This window comes from Pantoea sp. RIT-PI-b (assembly GCF_001187905.1).
GTDB classification, from domain to species: domain Bacteria; phylum Pseudomonadota; class Gammaproteobacteria; order Enterobacterales; family Enterobacteriaceae; genus Pantoea; species Pantoea nemavictus.
Genome location: NZ_LGIS01000015.1, coordinates 98363 through 121530, shown reverse-complemented (window position 1 = coordinate 121530; position 23168 = coordinate 98363). Strand labels below are relative to the sequence as shown.

Below are 23168 nucleotides of genomic sequence, written 5' to 3'. Positions count from 1 at the left end.
ACGGGAATAATACGCCTCATCGAATTGAGTCCACTGATAATTGAGGAAAAGATATGTTCGCCAGCCAGGAAGGCAAAGCCGTACCGCAGGTCACTTTTCACACGCGTCAGAGCGATCGCTGGGTCGATCTCACCACTGACGAACTTTTTAAAGACAAAACCGTTATCGTGTTCTCGCTGCCGGGTGCGTTTACGCCCACCTGCTCATCGAGCCACCTGCCACGCTACAACGAGCTGTTCAGCACCTTTGCCCAGCACGGTGTCGACAGCATTCTTTGTGTGTCAGTGAACGATACCTTTGTCATGAATGCGTGGAAGGCCGATCAGCGCGCTGAACATATCACCTTTATCCCGGACGGCAATGGCGACTTCACCCGCGGCATGAACATGCTGGTGGAAAAAGCGGATGTCGGTTTTGGCCCGCGCTCATGGCGTTATTCCATGCTGGTGCGCAACGGCGTCATTGAGAAGATGTTTGTCGAGCCGAACAAGCCGGGCGATCCATTTGAAGTGTCGGATGCCGATACGCTGCTGCGCTATCTGGCTCCTGAATATAAGGTGCAGGAATCGGTGTCGGTGTTCACGAAACCCGGCTGTCCGTTCTGCACCAAAGCGAAACAGCTGCTGATTGATCGCAGCATCGCGTTTGAAGAAATCGTGCTGGGGCAAGATGCCACTACCGTGAGTCTGCGTGCCGTTTCAGGCCGCGCCACGGTGCCTCAGGTATTTATCGGTGGTCGTCACATTGGCGGCAGCGACGATCTGGAGCAGTACCTGCAATCTGCTTAAACCTAATCACAGAGTTGGCCGGGAGTGGCCTGCCCTTGATGATGTGCCTATAACAATATGTAATTCCGAAGCTAGAGGTTGGCGGGCTACCGAAACGGTGCCCGCTTTTTTTTTATTTGTCGTAACCGTAATGAACATCAACTGAGCGCGATAAATCGCGCCGCTACAAAAATGTGCACAAACCGTAGCGGCGCAATTTATTGCGCAATGCCTTTAACCCAAACGTTTCTGGGCTTCATTGATAGCAAACGCGACCTGCTGTGGCGATACGCCGCCTTGCGCATTACGCTTATCCAGGCAGGATTGCAGCGACAGAATCGGATAAACATCATCCTCAATCACCGCACTGAACTGCTTGAGTTGCGCCAGAGTAAGCGCTTCCAGCGCTACGCCTTGCTTGATCGCTTCGACCACTGTCTCACCGACAATGTGGTGCGCTTCACGGAACGGTACACCTTTCGCCACCAGATAATCGGCCAGCTCCGTTGAGTTAGCATAACCCTGCTCAGCGGCTTCCTGACAGCGCGGACGTTTTACCTGAATGCCATCCAGCACCAGCACCGACATATGCAGGCAGTCGAGCCAGGTGTCGAGTGCATCGAACAGCCCTTCTTTGTCCTCCTGCATATCTTTGTTGTATGCCAGCGGTAGGCCTTTCAGCGTCATCATCATGCCGGTTAGCGCACCTTGCACACGACCGCATTTGCCACGGATCAGCTCCAGCGCATCCGGGTTTTTCTTCTGTGGCATCAGCGAAGAACCGGAAGTGACTTTATCCGACAGCTCAAGGAAGCCCGCTTCACCGGTGTTGAAGAAGATCAGGTCTTCCGCAAAGCGCGACAGATGCACCATACCAATCGACGCATCTGACAGCAGCTCCAGCACGTGATCGCGATCGGAAACGGTATCGAGGCTGTTACGCGTGGCAGACGCAAACCCTAACCAACCCGCCAGCTGCTGACGATCGATCTCATAGGCGGTACCGGCCAGCGCACCGCAACCCAGCGGGCTGACATCCATACGCTTCAGCGCATCCTGCAGACGGCTCTCATCACGCGCCAGCATCTCAACGTACGCCAGGCACCAGTGCGCGAAGGTCACCGGCTGCGCACGCTGCAGGTGCGTGTAACCCGGCATCACCGCATCCTGATTGGCTTCGGCCGTGGTCACCAGCGCCGATTGCAGTTCGCGCGTGGCCTCCAGCAGCACCGCAACCTGCTCTTTGCACCACAGTTTCAGATCGGTCGCGACCTGATCGTTACGGCTACGCCCGGTGTGCAATTTCTTGCCCAGTGCGCCAACTTTATCGATCAGCTTGCCTTCCACCCAGCTGTGAATATCTTCGGCATCGCTTTGCAGAATCTGCTCGGGATTGGCACGTACTTCAGCCAGCAGTTCATGCAACGCGCTTTCCAGCTGCTGCTGCTCTTCATGGGTCAACACGTTGACCGTGACCAGCGCTTTTGACCAGGCAATCGAACCGGTAATGTCCTGCTCGGCCAGGCGATAGTCAAAACGCAGCGAGTCGTTGAACTGTTTGAACCGTTGGTCTGCTGCCTGCGAAAAACGTCCGCCCCAAAGTGCCATCTGAATTACTCCTGAATCCGTTATAGAAAAGGCGGCCCGAAGCCGCCCTTGCAAAATGTGTCGCTTGCCGCGGTATTACTTCTTCTGCTCGTTCAGCGCGCGAATGCGTGAAGAGAGCGAGAACAGACGGATAAAGCCGCCCGCGTGGCGATGATCGTAAACTTCGTCTTCGCCAAAGGTGGCGAACTCTTCTGAGTACAGGCTGTTGGCGGAGGTTTTCTGAATCGCCGTGGCCTGGCCTTTGTACAGTTGCAGCACCACTTCGCCGTTCACCTCTGCTGCCAGTGATTCGGCAGCGGCCTGAATGGATTTACGCAGTGGCGCGAACCAGCGGCCATCGTAAACCACGTAAGACATTTCATGGCCCAGCTGCTCGCGCCATTTAAAGCTATCGCGATCCAGTACCAGCTGTTCAACCGCACGCAGCGCGTTCACCATGATGGTGCCGCCCGGGGTTTCGTAGCAGCCACGAGACTTGATGCCCACCAGGCGGTTTTCCACGATGTCGATACGACCCACGCCGTGTTTCGCGCCCAGCACGTTAAGTTTTTCCAGGCACTGGAACGGGCTCAACTTCTCGCCGTTCACCGCAACTACCCGGCCTTTCTCGACGGTAACCGTGACGTTTTCTGGCTGATCGGGCGCTTCCAGCGGATCAACGGTCCACACCCAGCAATCTTTGTTCGGTGCATTAGCTGGGCTTTCCAGCACGCCACCTTCCGTGGAGATGTGCCATGCGTTCTCATCACGGCTATAGATTTTTTCCAGCGACGCGGTGGTCGGGATATTGCGCTCTTTCAGGTAATCCAGCAGCGCTTCACGTGAACGCAGGTCCCATTCACGCCATGGCGCAACCACTTTCAGCTGTGGTGCCAACGCGGTGTAGGTGGTTTCGAAACGCACCTGGTCATTACCTTTGCCGGTCGCGCCGTGGCACAGCGCATCTGCGCCCACTTTCAGTGCCAGCTCAACCTGCGCTTTGGCGATAATCGGACGCGCCATTGAGGTGCCCAGCAGATAAGTGCCTTCGTACAGGGCGCCGGTCTGCAGCACCGGATAGACGTATTCGCTGATGAACTCTTCACGCAGGTCAACCACGTGGCACTCAGAAGCGCCAGACTGCAGTGCTTTCTTCTCAACGCCTTCCAGATCGCCACGTTCCTGGCCGATATCCGCCACAAACGCCACCACTTCACAGCCGCCATAGTTCTCTTTCAGCCATGGAATGATGGCTGAAGTATCCAGACCGCCTGAGTAGGCCAGAACGATTTTTTTGATGTTTTGCGTGCTCATGTCTTAATCCTTGATTATGCGAGAATCCGGGTGCCAATTGACACGCCGTTGAAAAGGGTTGGCAGTTGTTCAGCATGACGCCAGCTGGCGATATCGACCGGGCGACCGAGGGTGCGGGCGGCATCGAGCGCCGCATTCACTTTCACGATCATGCCATCGGTGATGATGCCCTGCGCGATCAGCTGTTCCGCTTTCGCTGCAGTCATCTCTTCAATGCGCTGACCTTTGCCGTCGAGAATACCGCTGACGTCGGATAGCAGCACTAAATCGGCACCGATGGTCGCGGCCAGCGCGGTGGCGGCCTGGTCAGCATTGACGTTCATCAACTCCCCGCCGTCGGTGATACCAATCGAGCTGATCACCGGCATGTAGCCTGCCGCCAGCAGCGTGTTCACCAGCGCCGGATTACCTGGCGTGGCGTTGCCAACGTGACCGAGTTCTTCATCGAGCTGTGCAACGTTGACCAAACCGGCATCGCCCAGGCACAAACCCACTGCGCCGATGCCATATTTCTTCGCCCACGCCAGCAGCGTTTTGTTGGCGGTACCGGCTAACGCACCGGTAATAATGTCAATCTGATCGGCTGGCGTCACGCGCAAACCGTTCTTCTTTTTCACCGGCAGCGCGAGCTTCTTCATCAGCTCGTCCACCACGCAACCGCCACCGTGCACAATGATCAGCGGACGCTGATGTTCATTGCGATATGCCAGCAGGGCATCAAACATACGGGCCAGCGCTTCTTCGCTATCCAGCAGCACGCCACCCAGTTTAATGATCAATGGATTCATTGCGTTATCCGTTCGTTAAATCAGAGAGAGCGTTTCGGGGAAGCCGAAACGAATGTTCAAACACTGAACCGCCTGCGAGGAGGCGCCTTTCAGCAGGTTATCTTCAGCAGCGACCACAATCAGGTGCTCGCCTTGCATGGCGAAGCCGATGTCGCAGAATGGCAAACCGACCACCGCTTTCAGCGCCGGAACGCCTTTGTCATACACGCGCACCAGCGGCTTGTCGTGGTAAGCCTTATGGAAGGCATCGGCCACATCCTGTTGCGTCACGCCCGCTTTCAGGCGGCAGGTGGTGGTCGACAAAATACCGCGCGGGAAACTGCCCAGATGTGGCGTGAATATCACTGGCGTGCCGAGATGCGCGACGATTTCCGGATGATGACGGTGATTAAACAGGCCGTACGGCTGCAAGCTCACTTCACAGAAACTGGTGGCAACGTTGGCTTTACGTCCTGCACCGCTCACGCCGCTGGTGGCATTAATCACCGGCCACTGTGCATCGTTAAGCAGACCGGCCTCGATTAGCGGTTTCAGCGAAAGCTGTGCTGCGGTTGGGTAGCAACCCGGCACCGCAACCAACTGCGCATCTTTGATTTTGTCGTGCTGCCATTCGGCCAGGCCATAAACCGCTTTATCCAGCCAATCCTGATGCTGATGGCTGAAACCGTAATATTGCGTATAAAAAGCGTCGTCGTTGACGCGGAACGCGCCAGAGAGGTCAAACACCACGCAACCGGCTTTGAGGAATTCGGGTGCCAGATCGTGGCTGACTTCGTGCGCAGTCGCGAGGAACACCACATCCACTTTATCGGCCCATTCCGAGGCTTCGCTCAGCGGCTGCAGCGGCAAATCGATAATGCCTTTGAGCTGCGGATGCAAATCCGACAATAACTTTCCAGCATCCGGGCTTTGCGCTGAAACCGCCAAAGCGGTTATGTTCATATGCGGATGGCGATTCAGGTAGGTGGCAAGCTCTACGCCAGCGTAACCACTGGCACCAACGATCAGCGTATTCAACATCAGGCTGTATACCTTATTACAGTCACACGTATCGGGTCGCGGCCTTGCCCCGTTGCCCAGGATGCCGTTTGCAGAAGATTTGATGCTTCACATGCAAGCGACGTTATTGTATTTTTATTCACTATTAATGCATGAATATTGATACATCCTAACCCAAGGACCGTCAACAGTGAAGACAAAATTACCACCTTTTATCGAACTCTACCGCCAGTTGATTGCCACGCCATCAATCAGCGCAACCGACAGCGCACTGGATCAGAGTAATGAAACTTTAATCAATTTGCTGGCCGGCTGGTTCCGCGATATTGGCTTCAGTGTAGAAGTGCAGCCGGTGCCTGGCACGCGGCATAAATTCAACATGCTGGCACGCAGTGGATTGGGCGCAGGCGGCCTGTTGCTGGCCGGCCATACCGATACCGTACCCTACGATGATGGCCGCTGGACGCGCGATCCCTTCACGCTGACCGAACACGACAACAAGCTTTACGGCTTGGGCACCGCGGATATGAAAGGTTTCTTCGCCTTTATTTTGGATGCGCTGCGTGACGTTGACGTGACCAAACTCAGCAAGCCGCTCTACATTCTGGCGACCGCCGATGAAGAGACCACCATGGCGGGCGCAAAGTATTTCTCTGAATCGACCCAGCTGCGTCCCGATTGCGCCATCATCGGCGAGCCAACGTCGCTCAAGCCGGTGCGCGCGCACAAAGGCCATCTGTCGAATGTGATCCGTATTCAGGGGCAATCGGGCCACTCCAGCGATCCGTCGCGCGGCGTGAACGCCATCGAACTGATGCACGAATCCATTACCCAGCTGATGCAATTGCGTAACACGCTGAAAGAGCGTTACAACCACGATGGTTTTGCCATTCCTTATCCAACCATGAACTTTGGTCATATTCATGGTGGCGACGCGGCCAACCGCATCTGCGCCTGCTGTGAATTGCACATGGATATTCGCCCGCTGCCGGGCTTAACCCTGAGCGATTTGGATGGTCTGCTGAATGACGCACTGGCACCGGTCAGCGCGCGCTGGCCAGGACGTTTAACCGTGGGCGAGCTGCATCCGCCGATTCCAGGCTACGAATGCCCTGCCGATCACGAGCTGGTGCAGGTGGTGGAGAAGCTGCTCGGCGTGCCAACCGAGGTGGTGAACTATTGCACTGAGGCGCCCTTTATCCAGCAATTGTGCCCAACGCTGGTTTTAGGCCCGGGATCGATCAATCAAGCCCACCAGCCAGATGAGTTTATTGATACCGCATTTATCAAGCCGACTCATGCGCTTATCACCCAAGTGGTGCAGCATTTTTGTCATTGATGAACAACAGATGGGGCATTTCACTGTTAAATCAGCAAATTGCCCCGTCATTGTTCGGGATTTGATAATAAGAATAACTTATCTCGCTTCGCTCCAAGCAAATTCTTTGAATTTCCGCTATTTAGCAGCACATTTACACGGATTTAAGGCAATTGACGTGCAGGTAGATACGTGGCTAGATAAAAGACGATGTTATGCCCGTGGATAATTCCCGTGGGGATATTTAAAAAGATGATGAGGGTGTCAGGGTCCAATGAACGAACAATATTCCGCAATGCGAAGTAATGTCAGTATGCTCGGCAAACTGCTCGGGGATACGATTAAGGATGCACTAGGAGAGAACATCCTCGACCAGGTGGAGACCATCCGTAAACTCTCTAAGTCATCCCGTGCGGGAAATGACACCCATCGTCAGGAACTGCTGACCACGCTGCAAAATCTGTCGAATGACGAGCTGCTGCCGGTTGCGCGTGCGTTTAGCCAGTTCCTTAATCTCACCAACGTCGCTGAGCAGTATCAAACCATTTCCCGCAGCGGCGAGGGCGCGAATCATCCTGAGCTGCTGAAGAAGACCTTCGAACGTCTGAAACAGCAAGGTGATATTAGCGAAGCGGCTATCCGCCAGTCGATTGAAGAGCTGTCGCTGGAGCTGGTGCTGACCGCGCACCCAACTGAAATTACCCGCCGCACGCTGATCCATATGCTAGGCGAAGTGAACAGCTGTTTACAGCAACTCGATCACAGCGATATCTCTGACTACGAGCGTACGCAGGTAATGCGTCGTCTGCGCCAGCTGGTGGCGCAAGCGTGGCACACCGACGAGATCCGTAAATATCGTCCCACGCCTATCGATGAAGCCAAATGGGGCTTTGCCGTGGTGGAAAATAGCCTGTGGCAAGGCGTACCTGCCTTCCTGCGTGAGCTGAATGAACAAGTCGAAGAGACCTTTGGCATTAAACTGCCGGTTGATTTCGTGCCGATCAAATTTACCTCGTGGATGGGCGGCGACCGTGACGGCAACCCAAACGTTACCGCACCGATTACCCGCCACGCGATGCAGCTGAGCCGCTGGAAAGCTGCGGACCTGTTCCTGCGTGATATTGGCGTGCTGGTGTCTGAATTGTCGATGTCCGAGTGCAGCGACGAAGTGCGCGAACTGTGCGGCGATCCCGAAGCGCTGGAGCCGTATCGTATGGTTCTGAAGCGTATCCGCAGCCAGCTGATGACAACCCAGGCCTATCTGGGCCGTCGTCTGAAAGGCGAGCGCCTGCCGCGTCCGGCCGATCTGCTGGTTTCTAACGATCAGCTGTGGGATCCGCTATTTGCCATCTATCAATCTCTGCAACAGTGCGGCATGGGCATCATCGCCAATGGCCAGCTGCTGGATACGCTGCGCCGCGTGAAGTGCTTTGGCGTGCCGCTGGTGCGTATTGATATCCGTCAGGAGAGCACCCGCCATACCCAGGCGATTGCCGAAGTGACGCGTTATCTCGGCCTCGGTGACTACGAAAGCTGGTCAGAAGCCGATAAACAAGCCTTCCTGATCCGCGAACTGAATTCCAAGCGTCCACTGTTGCCGCATCAGTGGGAACCGGGCGATGAGACGCGCGAAGTGCTCGATACCTGCAAAGTGGTGGCCGAAGCACCGCAGGGTTCGATCGCCTCCTACGTGATCTCAATGGCGAAAACGCCGTCGGACGTGTTGGCGGTACATCTGCTGCTAAAAGAAGCCGGTATTCCTTACGCCATGCCGGTGGCGCCGCTGTTTGAAACCCTCGATGACCTGAACAACGCCAACGACGTAATGACGCAGCTGCTGAACATCGACTGGTATCGCGGCTTTATCAATGGCAAACAGATGGTGATGATTGGCTATTCCGACTCAGCGAAAGATGCTGGCGTGATGGCCGCCAGCTGGGCGCAATATCAGGCGCAGGACGCGCTAATCAAAACCTGTGAGAGTGCCGGCATCACGCTGACGCTGTTCCACGGACGCGGTGGCTCAATTGGTCGTGGCGGCGCACCGGCACATGCCGCGCTGCTGTCACAACCACCGGGCAGCCTGAAAGGCGGCCTGCGCGTGACCGAACAGGGCGAGATGATTCGCTTCAAATACGGTTTACCAGAAGTCACTATCGCCAGCCTGTCGCTGTATACCGGTGCGATTCTGGAAGCCAACCTGCTGCCACCGCCAGAACCAAAACGCGAATGGCAGGAGATCATGAACGGTTTGTCAGCGCACTCTTGCGCGATGTATCGCGGCTATGTGCGTGAGAATCCGGACTTCGTGCCGTACTTCCGTTCGGCTACGCCTGAGCAGGAACTGGGTAAACTGCCGCTGGGTTCACGTCCGGCTAAGCGTCGCCCAACCGGCGGTGTGGAGTCGCTGCGTGCCATTCCGTGGATCTTCGCCTGGACGCAGAACCGCCTGATGCTGCCGGCCTGGCTCGGTGCCGGTGCCGCGCTGCAAAAAGCGATGGATGAAGGGCATCAGGATGAGCTTGAAACTATGTGCCGCGACTGGCCGTTCTTCTCGACGCGTCTTGGCATGCTGGAGATGGTGTTCTCGAAAGCCGATCTGTGGCTGGCGGAATACTACGATCAGCGTCTGGTGGATAAGTCGCTGTGGCCGCTCGGCAAGCAGCTACGCGATCAGCTAGATGCGGATATTAAAGCGGTGCTGACCATCGCCAACGATGCGCACCTGATGGCTGACCAACCGTGGATTGCCGAATCAATCGCGCTGCGTAACGTCTATACCGATCCGCTGAACGTGTTGCAGGCTGAATTGCTGCATCGTTCACGCGCACAGGAAGAGCGCGGTGACGAGCCTGATGCGCGCGTTGAGCAAGCGCTGATGGTGACGATTGCCGGTGTCGCGGCGGGGATGCGTAATACGGGCTAATCTCCCCACATGATGTGAAAAAGGAGCCAACCGGCTCCTTTTTTTATTGGATTTCGTAGGGTCGCCATTCATGGCGACCGCCAATTTTAACCACCAATAGCCGGACGCACACCCAGCGTGTGACAAATGGCGTAGCTCAATTCGGCGCGATTCAGCGTATAGAAGTGGAAATCCTTCACCCCTTCACGCGACAGGATTTTGACCATGTCCATGGCGACACTCGCGCCAACCATTTTGCGCGTTTCCGGATCGTTATCCAGACCTTCAAACATTGCGCTCATCCAACCCGGCACACGCACGTTAGTCATGGTAGCGAAGCGTTGCAGCTGCTTGAAGTTAGAGACCGGCAAAATGCCCGGCACGATTTCAACATCAATACCCGTTGCGACACAGCGATCTCTGAAGCGCAGATAGCTTTCAACGTCGAAGAAGAATTGGGTGATCGCGCGGTTAGCCCCGGCATCAATTTTACGCTTCAGGTTAATCAGATCGGCCTGCGCGCTTTTGGCTTCGGGGTGCACTTCCGGATAGGCCGCCACGGAAATATCAAAATCGCCGACATCTTTTAGCAGTTCAACCAGATCGGAACCGTACATGTCCGGTTTGCCGCTGCCCGGCGGTAAATCACCGCGCAGCGCGACGATATGACGAATACCGCTATCCCAGTAATCACGCGCAATCCCGCGCAGTTCATCGCGCGTGGCATCGATACAGGTTAAATGCGGCGCCGCTTCCAGACCGGTGCGATCCTTGATGCCTTTAATGATGCTGTGCGTGCGATCGCGCTCGCCCGAGTTGGCACCGTATGTTACGGAGACGAATTTTGGCTTCAGGCTGCTCAAACGATCAATTGAGCTCCACAAGGTTTCTTCCATTTCACTGGTGCGTGGCGGGAAAAATTCGAAAGAGACATTAATTTGCCCGTTCAGCTCAGCCAGGCTCTGGTTCAACGCTTCGCGTTGATTGGCATGAAAGAAACTCATCCTGATTACCTCATCATCACATATCGATTATTTTGCGGCTCGCGAACATCCATACGTTTAGACGTCCAGATGCACAAAATGAACCATTAGCGCGTTAGCGTCAACTGAAAATTAATGAACAGGCGTGACAAATCTTCAATCAGGATGAAAGCGTTTCATGATGCGGGGAGAAGATGAAACATGCAGACGGACGATGCCGTCTGCACGCTGAGGCAGGTTACAGCAATTGCGCGAGGCGATTGATATCGGACTGCAGCGCGCCGGCCGTAACATCACGACCTGCGCCCGGCCCACGAATCACCAGCGGGTTATCACGATACCAGCGGCTTTCGATGGCAAACACGTTATCGCACGGCAGCAGCGCGGCCAGCGGATGCTCAGGACGCACCGCTTCCACGCCAACGCGCGCTTTGCCATTGGCATCGAAACGCGCCACGTAACGCAGCACCAGACCAAGCTCCTGCGCCGCTTCCAGCCGCTGCAGCATCTGCTCATTCAGCTCATCGGCGTTTTCGAAGAAGTGATCAATCGACTCGCCCTCGCAAATCGACGGCACCAGCGATTCCACCCGCACCTGATCCGGCTCGATATCGTAGCCCGCTTCACGCGCCAGAATTACCAGCTTGCGCATCACGTCCTGGCCGGATAAATCCACGCGCGGATCCGGTTCGGTCAAGCCTTGCTGCCATGCCTGATCGACCAGCTCGCTAAACGGCACCGTGCCGTCAAACTGCAGGAACAGCCAGGAAAGCGTGCCAGAGAAAATGCCGCTGATAGCCAGAATGCTGTCGCCGCTTTCACGTAAATCGCGCACCGTGTGATTGACCGGCAAACCGGCACCCACGGTGGCGTTGTACAGCCAGTGGCGACCGGTTTTGGCGAAGGCATCACGTACCTGACGCCAACTCTGGCCGCTCGCGGCACCGGCGACCTTATTGGCGCTGATAACGTGGAAACCGTGGCTGGCGAAGTCGTGATACTGCTGCGCCAGCTGCTCGCTGGCGGTGACGTCCAGCACCACTAAATCATCAAACGGGTGCGCACGCATCCACAGAAACAGCGACTCTTCATCGCGCTCTACAGCTTCGTCATCAAAGAAGGCCAACGCACGGCTAGCTTCCAGACCGTCGTAGCTCAGCAGGCTGCGGTTGCTGTCCGCCACGCCCGCCAGCACATACTCAAATCCAGTACGCGCAGACAAGGATTCCTGCTCGCGGGCAAACAGCTCAAGCCAGCGTGAACCGATGTTGCCTTTGCCGAACAGCATCAAACCGATGCGTTTCTCGGCGCGGAACAGCGACTGATGCAAGCCCTGAATCAGGTGCTGAGTTGGGCCAACGCGCAACACCGCTACGATGCTGATGTGATCTTCTGATTGCCAGACAAACTCCACCGGCTGATCTTTGATCTGCTGCCAGAAGCGATGGCTGTGCAGCGGATTACGCGTCACGCCTGCACCGACCAGCGCCACCAGCGCTAAGCCGTCGCGCAGCTGCAGATGGCCCGGCAAGGCGGCATCCTGCAACAGATTAAAGGCGCTATTCACCACTTCCGAGGTGTAACACAGCTGCAGCAGACGACGATCGGGATGAATCCCCATCGCCAGCGGACGCAGCTGCGCGCGTTTCAGCAGCAGGTCGATCTCTTTCTGCTGCGTTTTGAAATCGTGATTGGCGGGGATCTCAATCTCCACCAGGCACACATCATCGTGGCTGGTGACGATGCGCGCACCGGTGCCCGATGCCAGCACGCGCTCAATGCGCGTTGAGCCCTGCTCCGGCTGATAGCTGCAACGCAGCTGCAAATCGATATCGCTATTGGCGACCGGCTGCAAAGTGCGGGTGTGCAGCACCGGCGCCGCCAGACGCGCCAATTCGCTGGCTTCATCCAGACGCAGCAGCGGCAGCAGGCACGCATCAGAGACTTTACGCGGATCGGCGCTATACACGCCCGCCACATCACTCCAGATGGTGACGCGACCCACGCCCGCCAGGGCGCCAATCTGCGTGGCCGAGTAGTCCGAGCCGTTACGGCCCAGCAGCACGGTTTCACCCGCTTCGCTGCGGCTGATAAATCCGGTTACCACCAGGCGCTTATGCGGATGCTGCGTCAATAGCTCCTGCAGCAGCGGCCAGGATTTACCTTCATCAACCTGCGGCTGCGCGGCACGTTCGGCACGCAGGAAGTCGCGCGCATCGAGCCAGGCGGCTTCGATTTCGCGCTGGCTCAGCACGGCAGCCATTAAACGCGCCGACCAGATTTCGCCGTGACCGACCACTTCGGCATAAACCGCGTCGGTGAGGGGGCCGTCGAGCAGCGCCGCCAAACGTTCCAGATCGCGTATAAAGGTAGAGGTCAGGGTTTCGGCATATTCAGCAGGCAGCAGCGCAGCAATGAGCTCGCTGTGAAAGCGCCGTAAAGCCTGTTGCACCTGATGGGCAGATAAGCGATCGCTCTGGCTTAATTTCAGCCAGCTAATCAACTGGTTAGTGGTGCTGCCTGCGGCAGAGACCACCATTAAGTCGCCTGGCTGGCTGTAATCCGCCATGATGCTGGCCACGCGCTGATAGCAACGTGCGTCGGCCAGGCTACTGCCACCAAATTTATGCAACTGCTTGATCGGCGTTCCCGCGCCCACTGAACTCGTCATGGTTACCCCTCGGCTGCGATCCGGAATGCATTATCCAGATCGGCGATTAAATCTTCGTGATCTTCAATCCCAACAGAAATACGCAGCAGTGTGTCAGAAATTCCCGCTGCCGCGCGTGCTTCTGCAGACATGCCCGCATGCGTCATGGTCGCGGTATGCGAAATCAAACTCTCTACGCCGCCGAGTGATTCAGCCAGCGTAAACAGCTGCAGCGCTTTCAGGAAGCGGCGCAGACGAGCCTCATCGGCATCGATTTCGAAACTCAACATCGCGCCAAAACCGCGCTGCTGACGTACCGCAAACTCATGTCCGGCATTTTCCGGCAGAGACGGATGATACAGTTTTTTCACCAGCGGTTGTTGCTTCAGGTAATCAACTATCGCCAATGCATTACGTTGCGCTGCCGCGATGCGCGGTGACAGCGTGCGTAAACCGCGCAGCAGCAGGTAGCTATCAAACGCTGCGCCGGTTACACCAATATTATTCGCCCACCACGCCATTTCGCTGGCCATCTCCGCATCTTTCGAGATCACCGCACCTGCCACCACATCAGAGTGGCCGTTCAGGTATTTGGTGCAGGAGTGAACAACCAGATCGGCGCCTAGCGCCAGCGGGTTTTGCAACGCCGGGCTGAGGAAGGTGTTGTCCACCACGCTAATGGCGCCGGCTTCGCGCGCGGCAGCACAAATGCTGGCGATATCAACCACGCGCAGCAGCGGATTACTTGGGCTTTCGACCAGCACCAGCTTTGGCTTTTCAGCTAATGCAGCAGCCAACGCGGCTTTATCGCCCTGATCGACAAACTTCACGCGATAGGCACCGCGCTTGCTCAGGCTATCGAATAGGCGATAGCTGCCGCCGTAGCAATCGTGCGGTGCCACCAGCAAATCGCCCGGCTTCAGGAACACAGTGGTCACCAGATGAATCGCTGACATGCCGGTATTGGTTAATACCGCGCCTGCACCCCCTTCTAACTCCGCCAGTGCGCGCTGAACCACATCACGCGTTGGGTTGCCGCGACGTGAATAGTCGTGCGCACGCGGCTCGTTGAAGTCGAGAAAGTTATAGGTGCTGGAGAGATGAATCGGTGGGACAACGCAGCCATATTGCTCGTCATCATTCAAACCGCTGCGTACTGCGATGGTTGCCTGTTTGCGCGTCATGGTGCCTACTGTTCCTGAAGAAAAAGAAGAGCAACAGCATAACATTCAGCGCATAGACGTCAATACATCTGGACATCTAAATGTCTTTGCGTATAGATTGAGCAAATCATCAATAACCGCTAAAATTGTCCGTCATCGCCTGGTGTTCAGCGCGCTTTCCTTTTCAGAAGCGGTGCTCAAGCATAAAACCTGCGGTTTAAGGGGTCAGGCATCGAAAAATCGGGCATAATCAACGGATTTCCCCATATTCAACTTTTATTGATTAAGGTAACCCATGGCTGAATGGAACGGCGAATATATCAGCCCTTACGCTGAACATGGCAAGAAGAGCGAGCAGGTCAAGAAAATCACAGTTTCTATCCCGCTGAAAGTGCTGAAGATTTTAACTGACGAGCGCACCCGCCGTCAGGTGAATAACCTGCGTCACGCCACCAACAGCGAACTGCTGTGTGAAGCCTTTTTGCATGCTTTCACCGGGCAGCCTCTGCCGAACGATGTCGATCTGCGTAAAGAGCGCAGCGATGAGATTCCGGAAGAAGCGAAACAGATTATGCGCGAGATGGGCATCGATCCCGATAGCTGGGAATACTGAAGCCAGAAATAAAAAAACCCAGCCGAGGCTGGGTTTTTTCTTGCATCCGAATCGCGAAGATTCGACGGCAAATAATCTTATTTCTTGCTTGCTGGCACGCTGAAACGCTTGTTGAAGCGATCTACACGGCCACCGGTGTCAGCAATACGCTGCTTACCAGTGTAGAACGGGTGGCATTTGCCGCACACGTCCAGGTTCAGACCAGAAGCCATGGTTGAACGGGTGTTGATCACGTTACCGCAAGAGCAAGTCATGGTTACTGCTTCGTACTTAGGGTGAATACCTTGTTTCATGGGAGAACCTCATAAAAGGCCGTGTCGCTCTCCGTGCCAGGCTCAGCCTGCACAGCACCACACGCGATTGAACATTAAGTGTATGCTCCGACAAGCGATCTCATCGAAGGCGGCATAGTATACAGAAATTAACCACTTTTAGCAAACCACCGTAATATATCCGCTCAGGGTATCAACGTGTACACTACTTCTTCTCCTTAATTCAGAACCGGATAGAGATTCACATGCCCGTTGTTCAGGTTGCCCTGCCCGTTCCGCTACCTCGTCTGTTTGACTATCTGCTGCCAGCCGATGCGCCGCAGCCGGTGGCGGGTGCGCGCGTGAATGTGCCGTTCGGCAATCGCAAAATGATTGGCATCGTCGTCGGCACGCGTGAGACCAGCGATCTGCCGCTGGCCCAGCTCAAGCAGATTGAAAGCGTGCTCGACGATCGCAGCCTGTTCTCGCCCGCGTTGTGGCGCATCCTGCATTGGGCCGCGAATTATTATCACTCACCGCTCGGCGAGGTGCTCAGCCATGCGCTGCCGGTGCTGCTGCGCCAGGGCAAGCCGGCCCAGGAGGCACCGCTGTGGCAATGGGTGATCAATGATGCTGGCCGGGAAGTGGCGATGGAGAGCCTGAAGCGCGCGCCGAAACAGCAGCAGGCGCTGGCGATGCTGCGTCAACGGCCGCTGTATCGTCATCAGGTCAGTGAATACGATTTTACCGATGCGGCGCTGCAGGCGTTGCGTGCAAAAGGTTTGTGCGATCTACGCGAACACGCGCCGCAGATGCACGACTGGCGCACCCGCTTTGCGGTTAAAGGTGATCGCCTGCGCCTGAATACCGATCAGGCGATGGCGGTAGGCGCGATGCGCAGCGAAGACGATCACTACGCGCCGTGGCTGCTGGCCGGCATTACCGGTTCAGGTAAAACTGAGGTGTATCTCAGCGTGCTGGAGAACGTGCTGGCGCGCGGCAAGCAGGCGCTGGTGCTGGTGCCGGAAATCGGCCTGACGCCGCAAACCATCGCCCGCTTCCGCGAACGCTTTGACGCCCCGATTGATGTGCTGCACTCCGCGCTGAATGACAGCGAACGCCTTGCCGTGTGGCTGCGCGCGCGCAGTGGTGAAACCGCGATTGTCATCGGGACGCGTTCAGCACTGTTCACACCGCTAGCGCGTCCGGGCGTGATCATCATTGATGAAGAGCATGACAGCTCGTACAAGCAGCAGGAAGGCTGGCGCTATCAGGCGCGCGATCTGGCGGTGTTCCGCGCGCATGAGGAAGATATTCCGATTGTCATGGGCTCGGCTACGCCGGCGCTGGAAACCTTGCACAATGTGCGCGTCGGCAAATATCGCCAGCTCAATCTCACCAAACGCGCGGGCAACGCTAAACCAGCATTACAACAGCTAATTGATCTGAAAGGTCAGCAGCTGAAAGGGGGATTGGCACCCGCGCTGCTCGGCAAAATGCGCCAGCATCTGCAGGCCGATAATCAGGTGCTGCTGTTCCTTAACCGCCGCGGTTTCTCACCGGCGCTGATGTGTCACGATTGCGGCTGGCTGGCAGAATGTCAGCGCTGCGACAGCTACTACACGCTGCATCAGAATCATCGCCAGCTGCGCTGCCACCATTGTGACAGCCAGCGCCCGCTGCCAAATCAGTGTCCCGACTGCGGCTCAACGCATTTAATGCCGGTCGGCGTGGGTACCGAACAGCTGGAGCAGCAGCTCGGTACGCTGTTTCCTGGCGTGCCGGTGTCGCGTATCGATCGTGATACCACCAGCCGCAAAGGTGCGCTGGAGCAGCATCTGGCCGATGTGCATCGCGGCGGCGCACGCATTCTGGTGGGCACGCAAATGCTGGCGAAAGGCCATCACTTCCCGGATGTTACGTTGGTGTCGCTGCTGGATGTTGATGGCGCGCTGTTCTCGGCCGATTTTCGCGCCGCCGAGCGTTTTGCGCAGCTGTATACCCAGGTTGCGGGTCGCGCGGGTCGCGCCGGAAAACAGGGCGAAGTGTTGCTGCAAACCCACCATCCCGAACATCCGCTGCTGCAAACCTTGCTGCATCGCGGCTATTTCGCCTTTGCCGATCAAACCCTGCTGGAGCGTCAATCGGTACAACTGCCGCCGTGGACCAGCCATGCGCTGTTCCGCGCCGAAGATATGGATAACCAGCAGGCAGCGGAATTTCTCACACAACTGCGCAATTTGCTGGAAGCCAGCCCGTTAAAAGATGAGGCGATGTGGCTGATGGGGCCGGTTCCGGCGTTGGCACCGAAACGCAGTGGACGCTGGCGCTGGCAACTGCTGTTGCAGCATCCGTCACGTAAGCGTTTGCAACAGCTGCTGAGCGGATCGCTGCCGCTGATCGCCACCTTACCCGCCGCACGTAAAGTAAAGTGGACGCTGGATATCGACCCCACCGAGAGTTAAGCCGCGCCACATCTGCGAGCCAGATCGAAAAAAGTCGCACAAGTCACAATTTTTATGCAAATTAAGTAACAACCCGCCGCGACCTTCGGTTAACAATAGTGCCGACCCGGTTAAAGCCCGGCAATCTCTGTAAATCAATGCGCTGTACCGCGTCAGGAGTTATACGTTGGACCAGAAGCAACCCTCAACCGCTGCCACCATGAAAGATGTGGCCGAGAAAGCCGGCGTTTCAACCGCCACGGTTTCACGTGCGTTGATGAATCCAGAAAAAGTCTCGGCCGCCACCCGTCTCAAAGTCGAAAAAGCGGTGCTGGCCGTGGGGTATGCGCCGCACGGTTTGGCGCGCAATGCCAAACGGGGTGAAACACAAACCATTCTGGTGATTGTGCCGGATATCTGTGATCCCTTCTTCAGTGAGATCATTCGCGGCGTGGAAGTTACCGCTGCGCATGAAGGTTATTTGGTATTGATTGGCGACTGCGCGCATCAGAATAAACAGGAGAAAACCTTCCTGAATTTAATGCTGACGCGGCAGATCGACGGCATGGTGCTGTTGGGTTCGCAGCTGCCGTTTGACGCCGGAATTGAAGATCAGCGCAACCTGCCGCCAATGGTAATGGGTAACGAATTTGCGCCAGAGATGGCGTTGCCAACGGTCCATATCGATAACCTGACGGCGGCATTTGAAGCGGTGAATCATCTGCTGCAGCTCGGCCATCGCCAAATTGCCTGCATCACCGGGCCAGAGCATATTCCGCTGAGCCAGTATCGGTTGCAGGGCTACATTCAGGCGCTGCGCCGCAGCAGTATCGCCATCGATCCGACCATGATTGTGCACGGCGACTTCACCTTTGAAGCCGGTGCCAATGCGCTTAAGCAGTTGATGAGTTTACCGCAGCCGCCGAAAGCGATTTTTTGCCATAGCGATCTGATGGCGCTAGGTGCCATGAATCAGGCGCGTAAACTTGGCATGCGGATTCCGCAGGATCTGTCGGTAGTGGGGTTCGATGATATCGAGCTGGCGCAATACTACGATCCGCCGCTGACCACCGTGGCGCAGCCGCGCTTTGCGATTGGTCGTGAGGCCATGCTGTTATTACTCGATGAGCTGCAGGGCAAACGCGTGAATAACGGTTCGCGCCTGCTGGATGCGGAATTGCGCGTGCGCGGCAGCACGGCACCGGCAGCAAAACGTGAAAAATAACCGACTGACGCCTGCATTTTCAGCGGATTCTGAAGGCAGACTGTGCTGGTCAAAGTTCCAGCCCTTGCGTAACATGGCGCATTCATTGCCGGGCAATTAACAGCACATTTACATGCCCATTGGCATTTTTTTGAAGGGTATCAGAACGAAAGTGGCACAGAAAGATTATGTAGGCCGCGGGCGTTCAACAGGGACGCGTCGCAAAAAACCCGCCAGCCGCAGCAAGAAAAGCAAAGGCGGCTCAGGCACTTCAAAGCTCATGATGGTACTGGCCGCGGCCGTGCTGGTCACCTTTGCCGGTGGTTTATGGTTCATCTCGCATCATAAGAAAGAAGAGATTGAAGTCATTCCCAATCACAAAGCTAACGGTAACGGCTTGCCGCCGAAGCCGGAAGAGCGCTGGAAGTACATCAAAGAGCTGGAAAATCGCCAGATTACCGTTCCGTCGCCGACTGAGCCTTCAGCGGGTGGCGTGCAATCACAAACCCAGTTGACCGATGAACAGCGCCAGCTGCTGGAGCAGATGCAGGCCGATATGCGCCAGCAGCCTACGCAGCTGAACGAAGTACCGTGGAACGAACAAACCCCGGCACAGCGCCAGCAGACGCTGCAGCGTCAGCAGGTGCAGCAACAGCAGCAACAGCAGCAACAGTTGCAACGTCAGCAGCAGCTACAGCGCCAGCAACAGCAACAGCAACAACAGGCCGTGCGTCAGCAGCAACAGCAGCAGGCTGCGCCGATCACGCGCGAGCCAACGCAGCAGACTAAGCCGCAGGAAACCGCCAAAGCGAAAGCGGAAGAGAAAGCCTCTTCGCAGCGCTGGATGGTGCAGTGTGGTTCGTTCAAAGGCACCGATCAGGCGGAATCCGTGCGCGCTGGTCTGGCATTTGAAGGATTTGAGAGCCGTATTACGACCGGCGGTGGCTGGAATCGCGTGGTGATCGGGCCGTTCAAAGATCGCAGCAGCGCGGACAGCACGGTAAAACGCTTACACAGCTCCGGCCACGGAAGCTGTATTCCCCTCGCCTTACCTTAAATTCTTTAGGGGTTGAAACTCCCCAATCCTGCCCCATATCTGGTTGCATGATACTCCGCGCCGAGTGCGCGGAGTTCCTTTTCTACTGCAACAAGGGGTCTGCCCGTGACAACAATAGTAAGTGTACGACGCAACGGCCAGGTAGTGATTGGCGGTGATGGCCAGGCTACGCTCGGCAATACCGTAATGAAAGGCAATGTCAAAAAAGTCCGTCGTCTTTACAACGATAAAGTGATCGCCGGTTTTGCTGGCGGTACCGCAGATGCCTTCACCCTGTTTGAACTGTTTGAGCGCAAGCTGGAGATGCACCAGGGTCATCTGGTGAAAGCGGCGGTCGAACTGGCAAAAGATTGGCGTACCGATCGCATGCTGCGTCGCCTTGAAGCGCTGCTGGCGGTCGCTGATGAAAACGCCTCGCTGATCATCAGCGGCAACGGCGACGTTATCCAGCCGGAAAATGACCTGATTGCTATTGGTTCCGGTGGGCCTTACGCCCAGGCAGCGGCTCGCGCCCTGCTGGAGAACACGGACATTGGTGCACAAGATATTGTGGAGAAGGCGCTGAACATCGCCGGCGATATCTGTATCTACACCAACCACAACATCAACATCGAAGCATTACCGTCTAAGGCGTAAGGATCAAAATCATGTCCGAGATGACTCCACGCGAGATTGTCAGCGAGCTTAACCGCTTTATTATCGGCCAGGATGGCGCAAAAAAGGCGGTCGCGATCGCCCTGCGTAACCGCTGGCGCCGTATGCAGCTCGACGAAGAGCTGCGCCACGAAGTAACGCCAAAGAACATTCTGATGATTGGTCCTACCGGCGTCGGTAAAACCGAAATCGCCCGTCGCTTAGCCAAGCTGGCTAACGCACCGTTCATCAAAGTAGAAGCCACCAAATTCACCGAAGTCGGTTACGTCGGTAAAGAGGTTGATTCCATCATTCGCGATCTGACCGATTCTGCCATCAAGATGGTGCGCAGCCAGGCGATTGAGAAGAACAAATACCGCGCTGAAGAGATGGCGGAAGAGCGCATCCTCGATGTGCTGATCCCGCCCGCGAAAAACAACTGGGGCCAGGCTGAGCAAGCGGCTGAGCCCTCGGCAGCGCGTCAGTCATTCCGCAAGAAACTGCGCGAAGGCCAGCTGGACGATAAAGAGATTGAGATCGATCTGGCCGCTTCCTCCGCCGGCGTCGAAATCATGGCGCCTCCTGGCATGGAAGAGATGACCAGCCAGCTGCAATCGATGTTCCAGAACCTCGGTGGGCAGAAGCAGAAACCGCGTAAGCTGAAAATCAAAGAAGCCATGAAGCTGCTGATTGAAGAAGAAGCGGCCAAGCTGGTGAATCCTGAAGAGCTGAAGCAGGACGCCATCGATGCGGTTGAGCAGCACGGTATCGTGTTCATCGACGAAATCGACAAAATCTGTAAGCGCGGCGGCCAGAATGCAGGCGGTCCAGACGTGTCACGCGAAGGCGTGCAGCGCGACCTGCTGCCGCTGGTTGAAGGCTGCACCGTGTCCACCAAGCACGGCATGGTGAAAACCGACCACATCCTGTTTATCGCTTCCGGCGCGTTCCAGGTGGCTAGCCCTTCCGATTTGATTCCCGAGCTGCAGGGCCGTCTGCCGATTCGCGTTGAGCTGCAGGCGCTGACCGTCAATGACTTCGAACGCATTCTGACCGAGCCAAACGCCTCGGTTACCGTGCAGTACAAAGCGCTGATGGGCACCGAAGGGGTCAACATCGACTTCACGGACGATGCGGTGCGTCGTATCGCTGAAGCCGCATGGCAGGTAAACGAAACCACCGAAAACATCGGTGCACGTCGTCTGCATACCGTGCTGGAGCGTCTGATGGAAGATATCTCCTATGACGCCAGCGATCGTAACGGTGAGTCGATCACTATCGATGCCGAGTACGTTGGTAAGCATCTGGATGAGCTGGTGGCCGACGAAGACCTCAGCCGCTTCATTCTGTAAGCTTCGTCTGCGATATCCCCGCCCGGCCACTGCGCCGGGCTTTTTTTACGCAGGATATTGATGCAGCGCTTTTTTTGGCGGCTGATGATTTTGCCAACAATCGCCAGATAGCGATATACTTAGCGCTCCTGTGGCAAACAGACGAAAACCCTCATGAAATACGATACATCTGAACTCTGTGACATCTACCACGAAGCTGTGAACGTTGTTGAACCGCTTTTTTCGAACTTTGGTGGACGCAGTTCATTCGGTGGTCAAATCACCACGGTGAAATGCTTCGAAGATAACGGCTTACTTTACGATTTGCTGGAAGAGAACGGTCGGGGTCGCGTATTGCTGGTGGATGGCGGCGGTTCCGTTCGTCGCGCCCTGGTCGATGCTCAGCTGGCAAGTCTGGCGGCGCAAAATGAGTGGGAAGGCATTGTGATTTACGGTTCGGTGCGTCAGGTTGACGACCTTGAAGAGCTGGAAATCGGCATTCAGGCGATTGCAGCCATTCCGGTGGGTGCAGCGGGTGAAGGCATTGGCGAAAGTGACGTACGCGTTAACTTTGGCGGCGTGACTTTCTTCTCTGGCGACCATCTGTATGCCGACAATACCGGCATTATCCTGTCTGAAGACGCACTCGACATCGAGTAAGCCGCAACAAAAACGGGTGCCGCGGCACCCGTTGGTTCAAGCCTGTACGCTTAAACCTCTTCCATTTTTCCCAGCAGTGCCCGCAGACGATCCTGCCAGACATGCTGCTCTTCTTTCAGATGCTGATTTTCACGCACCAGCGCATCCTGGTTACCTGAAGCCTGGCTGACTTCGTTTTTCAGCGTATTGTTTTGCTCTTTCAGCTCTTCAATTTCCATCTGCAGCAGAGTGATGGTATCAATCGCCTGCTGTACTTTCGCTTCCAGTTTCTCGAACACTTCAAATGACATCTTTCTGACCTCTCCTAAATCTTGCAAGGCGTTGATGGGGCTAGCGCATGCCTTATTATGGTGCGCTCAGCCACGATGACTCGATTGTATGTAGCCAAACCCAGCAAGTCCAGCGGCACAAGGCCTGCGAGGGCAGTCTGTAACACTTTTCAGTCAATGCCTAAAAAAATGCTCATCTTCGCGCATCTGTGTGCGCGATCACTTAACCGTC

General features: G+C 56.1%; 19 protein-coding genes. 10 read left to right on the top strand and 9 right to left on the bottom strand.

The window, feature by feature from the left end:
- Positions 1 to 53: 53 nt before the first annotated feature.
- A complete protein-coding gene (locus AC790_RS09630) occupies positions 54 to 788 on the top strand; it encodes a glutathione peroxidase (RefSeq protein WP_049851608.1) in 735 nt (244 codons plus the stop codon).
- Between the two features lie 213 nt (positions 789 to 1001).
- Here AC790_RS09630 and argH read toward each other — a convergent pair whose 3' ends face one another.
- The 4 genes from argH to argC form a co-directional block, all read right to left on the bottom strand.
- On the bottom strand, positions 1002 to 2375 hold the full coding sequence (gene argH / locus AC790_RS09625; protein ID WP_049851607.1) for an argininosuccinate lyase: 1374 nt from the start codon (positions 2373 to 2375) through the stop codon (positions 1002 to 1004).
- Positions 2376 to 2450: 75 nt separating this feature from the next.
- Entirely contained in the window at positions 2451 to 3668 is a 1218-nt protein-coding gene (locus AC790_RS09620; protein ID WP_007885413.1) for an argininosuccinate synthase, read from the bottom strand.
- A gap of 14 nt (positions 3669 to 3682) precedes the next feature.
- Positions 3683 to 4456, bottom strand: coding sequence for an acetylglutamate kinase (gene argB / locus AC790_RS09615; protein WP_049851606.1), 774 nt, complete (start codon positions 4454 to 4456; stop codon positions 3683 to 3685).
- Positions 4457 to 4471: 15 nt separating this feature from the next.
- Positions 4472 to 5476, bottom strand: coding sequence for an N-acetyl-gamma-glutamyl-phosphate reductase (gene argC / locus AC790_RS09610; protein WP_049851605.1), 1005 nt, complete (start codon positions 5474 to 5476; stop codon positions 4472 to 4474).
- Between the two features lie 169 nt (positions 5477 to 5645).
- Here argC and argE point away from each other — a divergent pair, with 169 nt between their 5' ends.
- On the top strand, positions 5646 to 6794 hold the full coding sequence (gene argE / locus AC790_RS09605; RefSeq protein WP_007885409.1) for an acetylornithine deacetylase: 1149 nt from the start codon (positions 5646 to 5648) through the stop codon (positions 6792 to 6794).
- A 253-nt stretch (positions 6795 to 7047) separates the two neighbouring features.
- Complete coding sequence (gene ppc / locus AC790_RS09600; protein ID WP_049851604.1) at positions 7048 to 9699, top strand: phosphoenolpyruvate carboxylase; 2652 nt, start codon at positions 7048 to 7050, stop codon at positions 9697 to 9699.
- A gap of 86 nt (positions 9700 to 9785) precedes the next feature.
- Here ppc and metF read toward each other — a convergent pair whose 3' ends face one another.
- The 3 genes from metF to metB all read right to left on the bottom strand — a co-directional run bounded on the left by metF (position 9786) and on the right by metB (position 14495).
- Positions 9786 to 10682 (bottom strand): methylenetetrahydrofolate reductase, encoded by an 897-nt coding sequence (metF, locus tag AC790_RS09595; protein ID WP_049851603.1) that lies wholly within the window; start codon positions 10680 to 10682, stop codon positions 9786 to 9788.
- Between the two features lie 217 nt (positions 10683 to 10899).
- On the bottom strand, positions 10900 to 13332 hold the full coding sequence (locus AC790_RS09590; protein ID WP_007885405.1) for a bifunctional aspartate kinase/homoserine dehydrogenase II: 2433 nt from the start codon (positions 13330 to 13332) through the stop codon (positions 10900 to 10902).
- Between the two features lie 2 nt (positions 13333 to 13334).
- Complete coding sequence (metB, locus tag AC790_RS09585; RefSeq protein ID WP_049851602.1) at positions 13335 to 14495, bottom strand: cystathionine gamma-synthase; 1161 nt, start codon at positions 14493 to 14495, stop codon at positions 13335 to 13337.
- A gap of 274 nt (positions 14496 to 14769) precedes the next feature.
- Between metB and metJ the strand changes: the two genes are divergently transcribed.
- The gene (metJ, locus tag AC790_RS09580) at positions 14770 to 15087 is read left to right on the top strand and encodes a met regulon transcriptional regulator MetJ (RefSeq protein WP_007885403.1); all 318 of its coding nucleotides are present in this window, start codon (positions 14770 to 14772) and stop codon (positions 15085 to 15087) included.
- A 77-nt stretch (positions 15088 to 15164) separates the two neighbouring features.
- Here the strand turns inward: metJ and rpmE are convergent, their stop codons facing one another.
- On the bottom strand, positions 15165 to 15380 hold the full coding sequence (rpmE, locus tag AC790_RS09575; protein WP_007885402.1) for a 50S ribosomal protein L31: 216 nt from the start codon (positions 15378 to 15380) through the stop codon (positions 15165 to 15167).
- A gap of 224 nt (positions 15381 to 15604) precedes the next feature.
- On the opposite strand from rpmE, the gene priA reads away from it, so the two are divergent.
- The 6 genes from priA (at position 15605) to rraA (ending at position 22667) form a co-directional block, all read left to right on the top strand.
- Entirely contained in the window at positions 15605 to 17803 is a 2199-nt protein-coding gene (priA, locus tag AC790_RS09570) for a primosomal protein N' (protein ID WP_049851601.1), read from the top strand.
- Between the two features lie 166 nt (positions 17804 to 17969).
- A complete protein-coding gene (gene cytR, locus AC790_RS09565; RefSeq protein WP_007885396.1) occupies positions 17970 to 19007 on the top strand; it encodes a DNA-binding transcriptional regulator CytR in 1038 nt (345 codons plus the stop codon).
- A gap of 151 nt (positions 19008 to 19158) precedes the next feature.
- Positions 19159 to 20043, top strand: coding sequence for a cell division protein FtsN (gene ftsN / locus AC790_RS09560; RefSeq protein WP_049851612.1), 885 nt, complete (start codon positions 19159 to 19161; stop codon positions 20041 to 20043).
- A gap of 105 nt (positions 20044 to 20148) precedes the next feature.
- Positions 20149 to 20679: an ATP-dependent protease subunit HslV gene (hslV, locus tag AC790_RS09555; RefSeq protein WP_007885391.1), complete on the top strand. Its 531-nt coding sequence runs from the start codon at positions 20149 to 20151 to the stop codon at positions 20677 to 20679.
- A gap of 11 nt (positions 20680 to 20690) precedes the next feature.
- Positions 20691 to 22028 carry an HslU--HslV peptidase ATPase subunit gene (gene hslU, locus AC790_RS09550; RefSeq protein WP_007885388.1) on the top strand — a complete coding sequence of 446 codons (1338 nt, stop codon included), beginning with the start codon at positions 20691 to 20693 and terminating at the stop codon, positions 22026 to 22028.
- 153 nt (positions 22029 to 22181) lie between these two features.
- Positions 22182 to 22667 carry a ribonuclease E activity regulator RraA gene (rraA, locus tag AC790_RS09545; RefSeq protein ID WP_007885386.1) on the top strand — a complete coding sequence of 162 codons (486 nt, stop codon included), beginning with the start codon at positions 22182 to 22184 and terminating at the stop codon, positions 22665 to 22667.
- A gap of 50 nt (positions 22668 to 22717) precedes the next feature.
- Here rraA and zapB read toward each other — a convergent pair whose 3' ends face one another.
- Positions 22718 to 22957, bottom strand: coding sequence for a cell division protein ZapB (zapB, locus tag AC790_RS09540; protein WP_007885384.1), 240 nt, complete (start codon positions 22955 to 22957; stop codon positions 22718 to 22720).
- Positions 22958 to 23168: the final 211 nt, after the last annotated feature.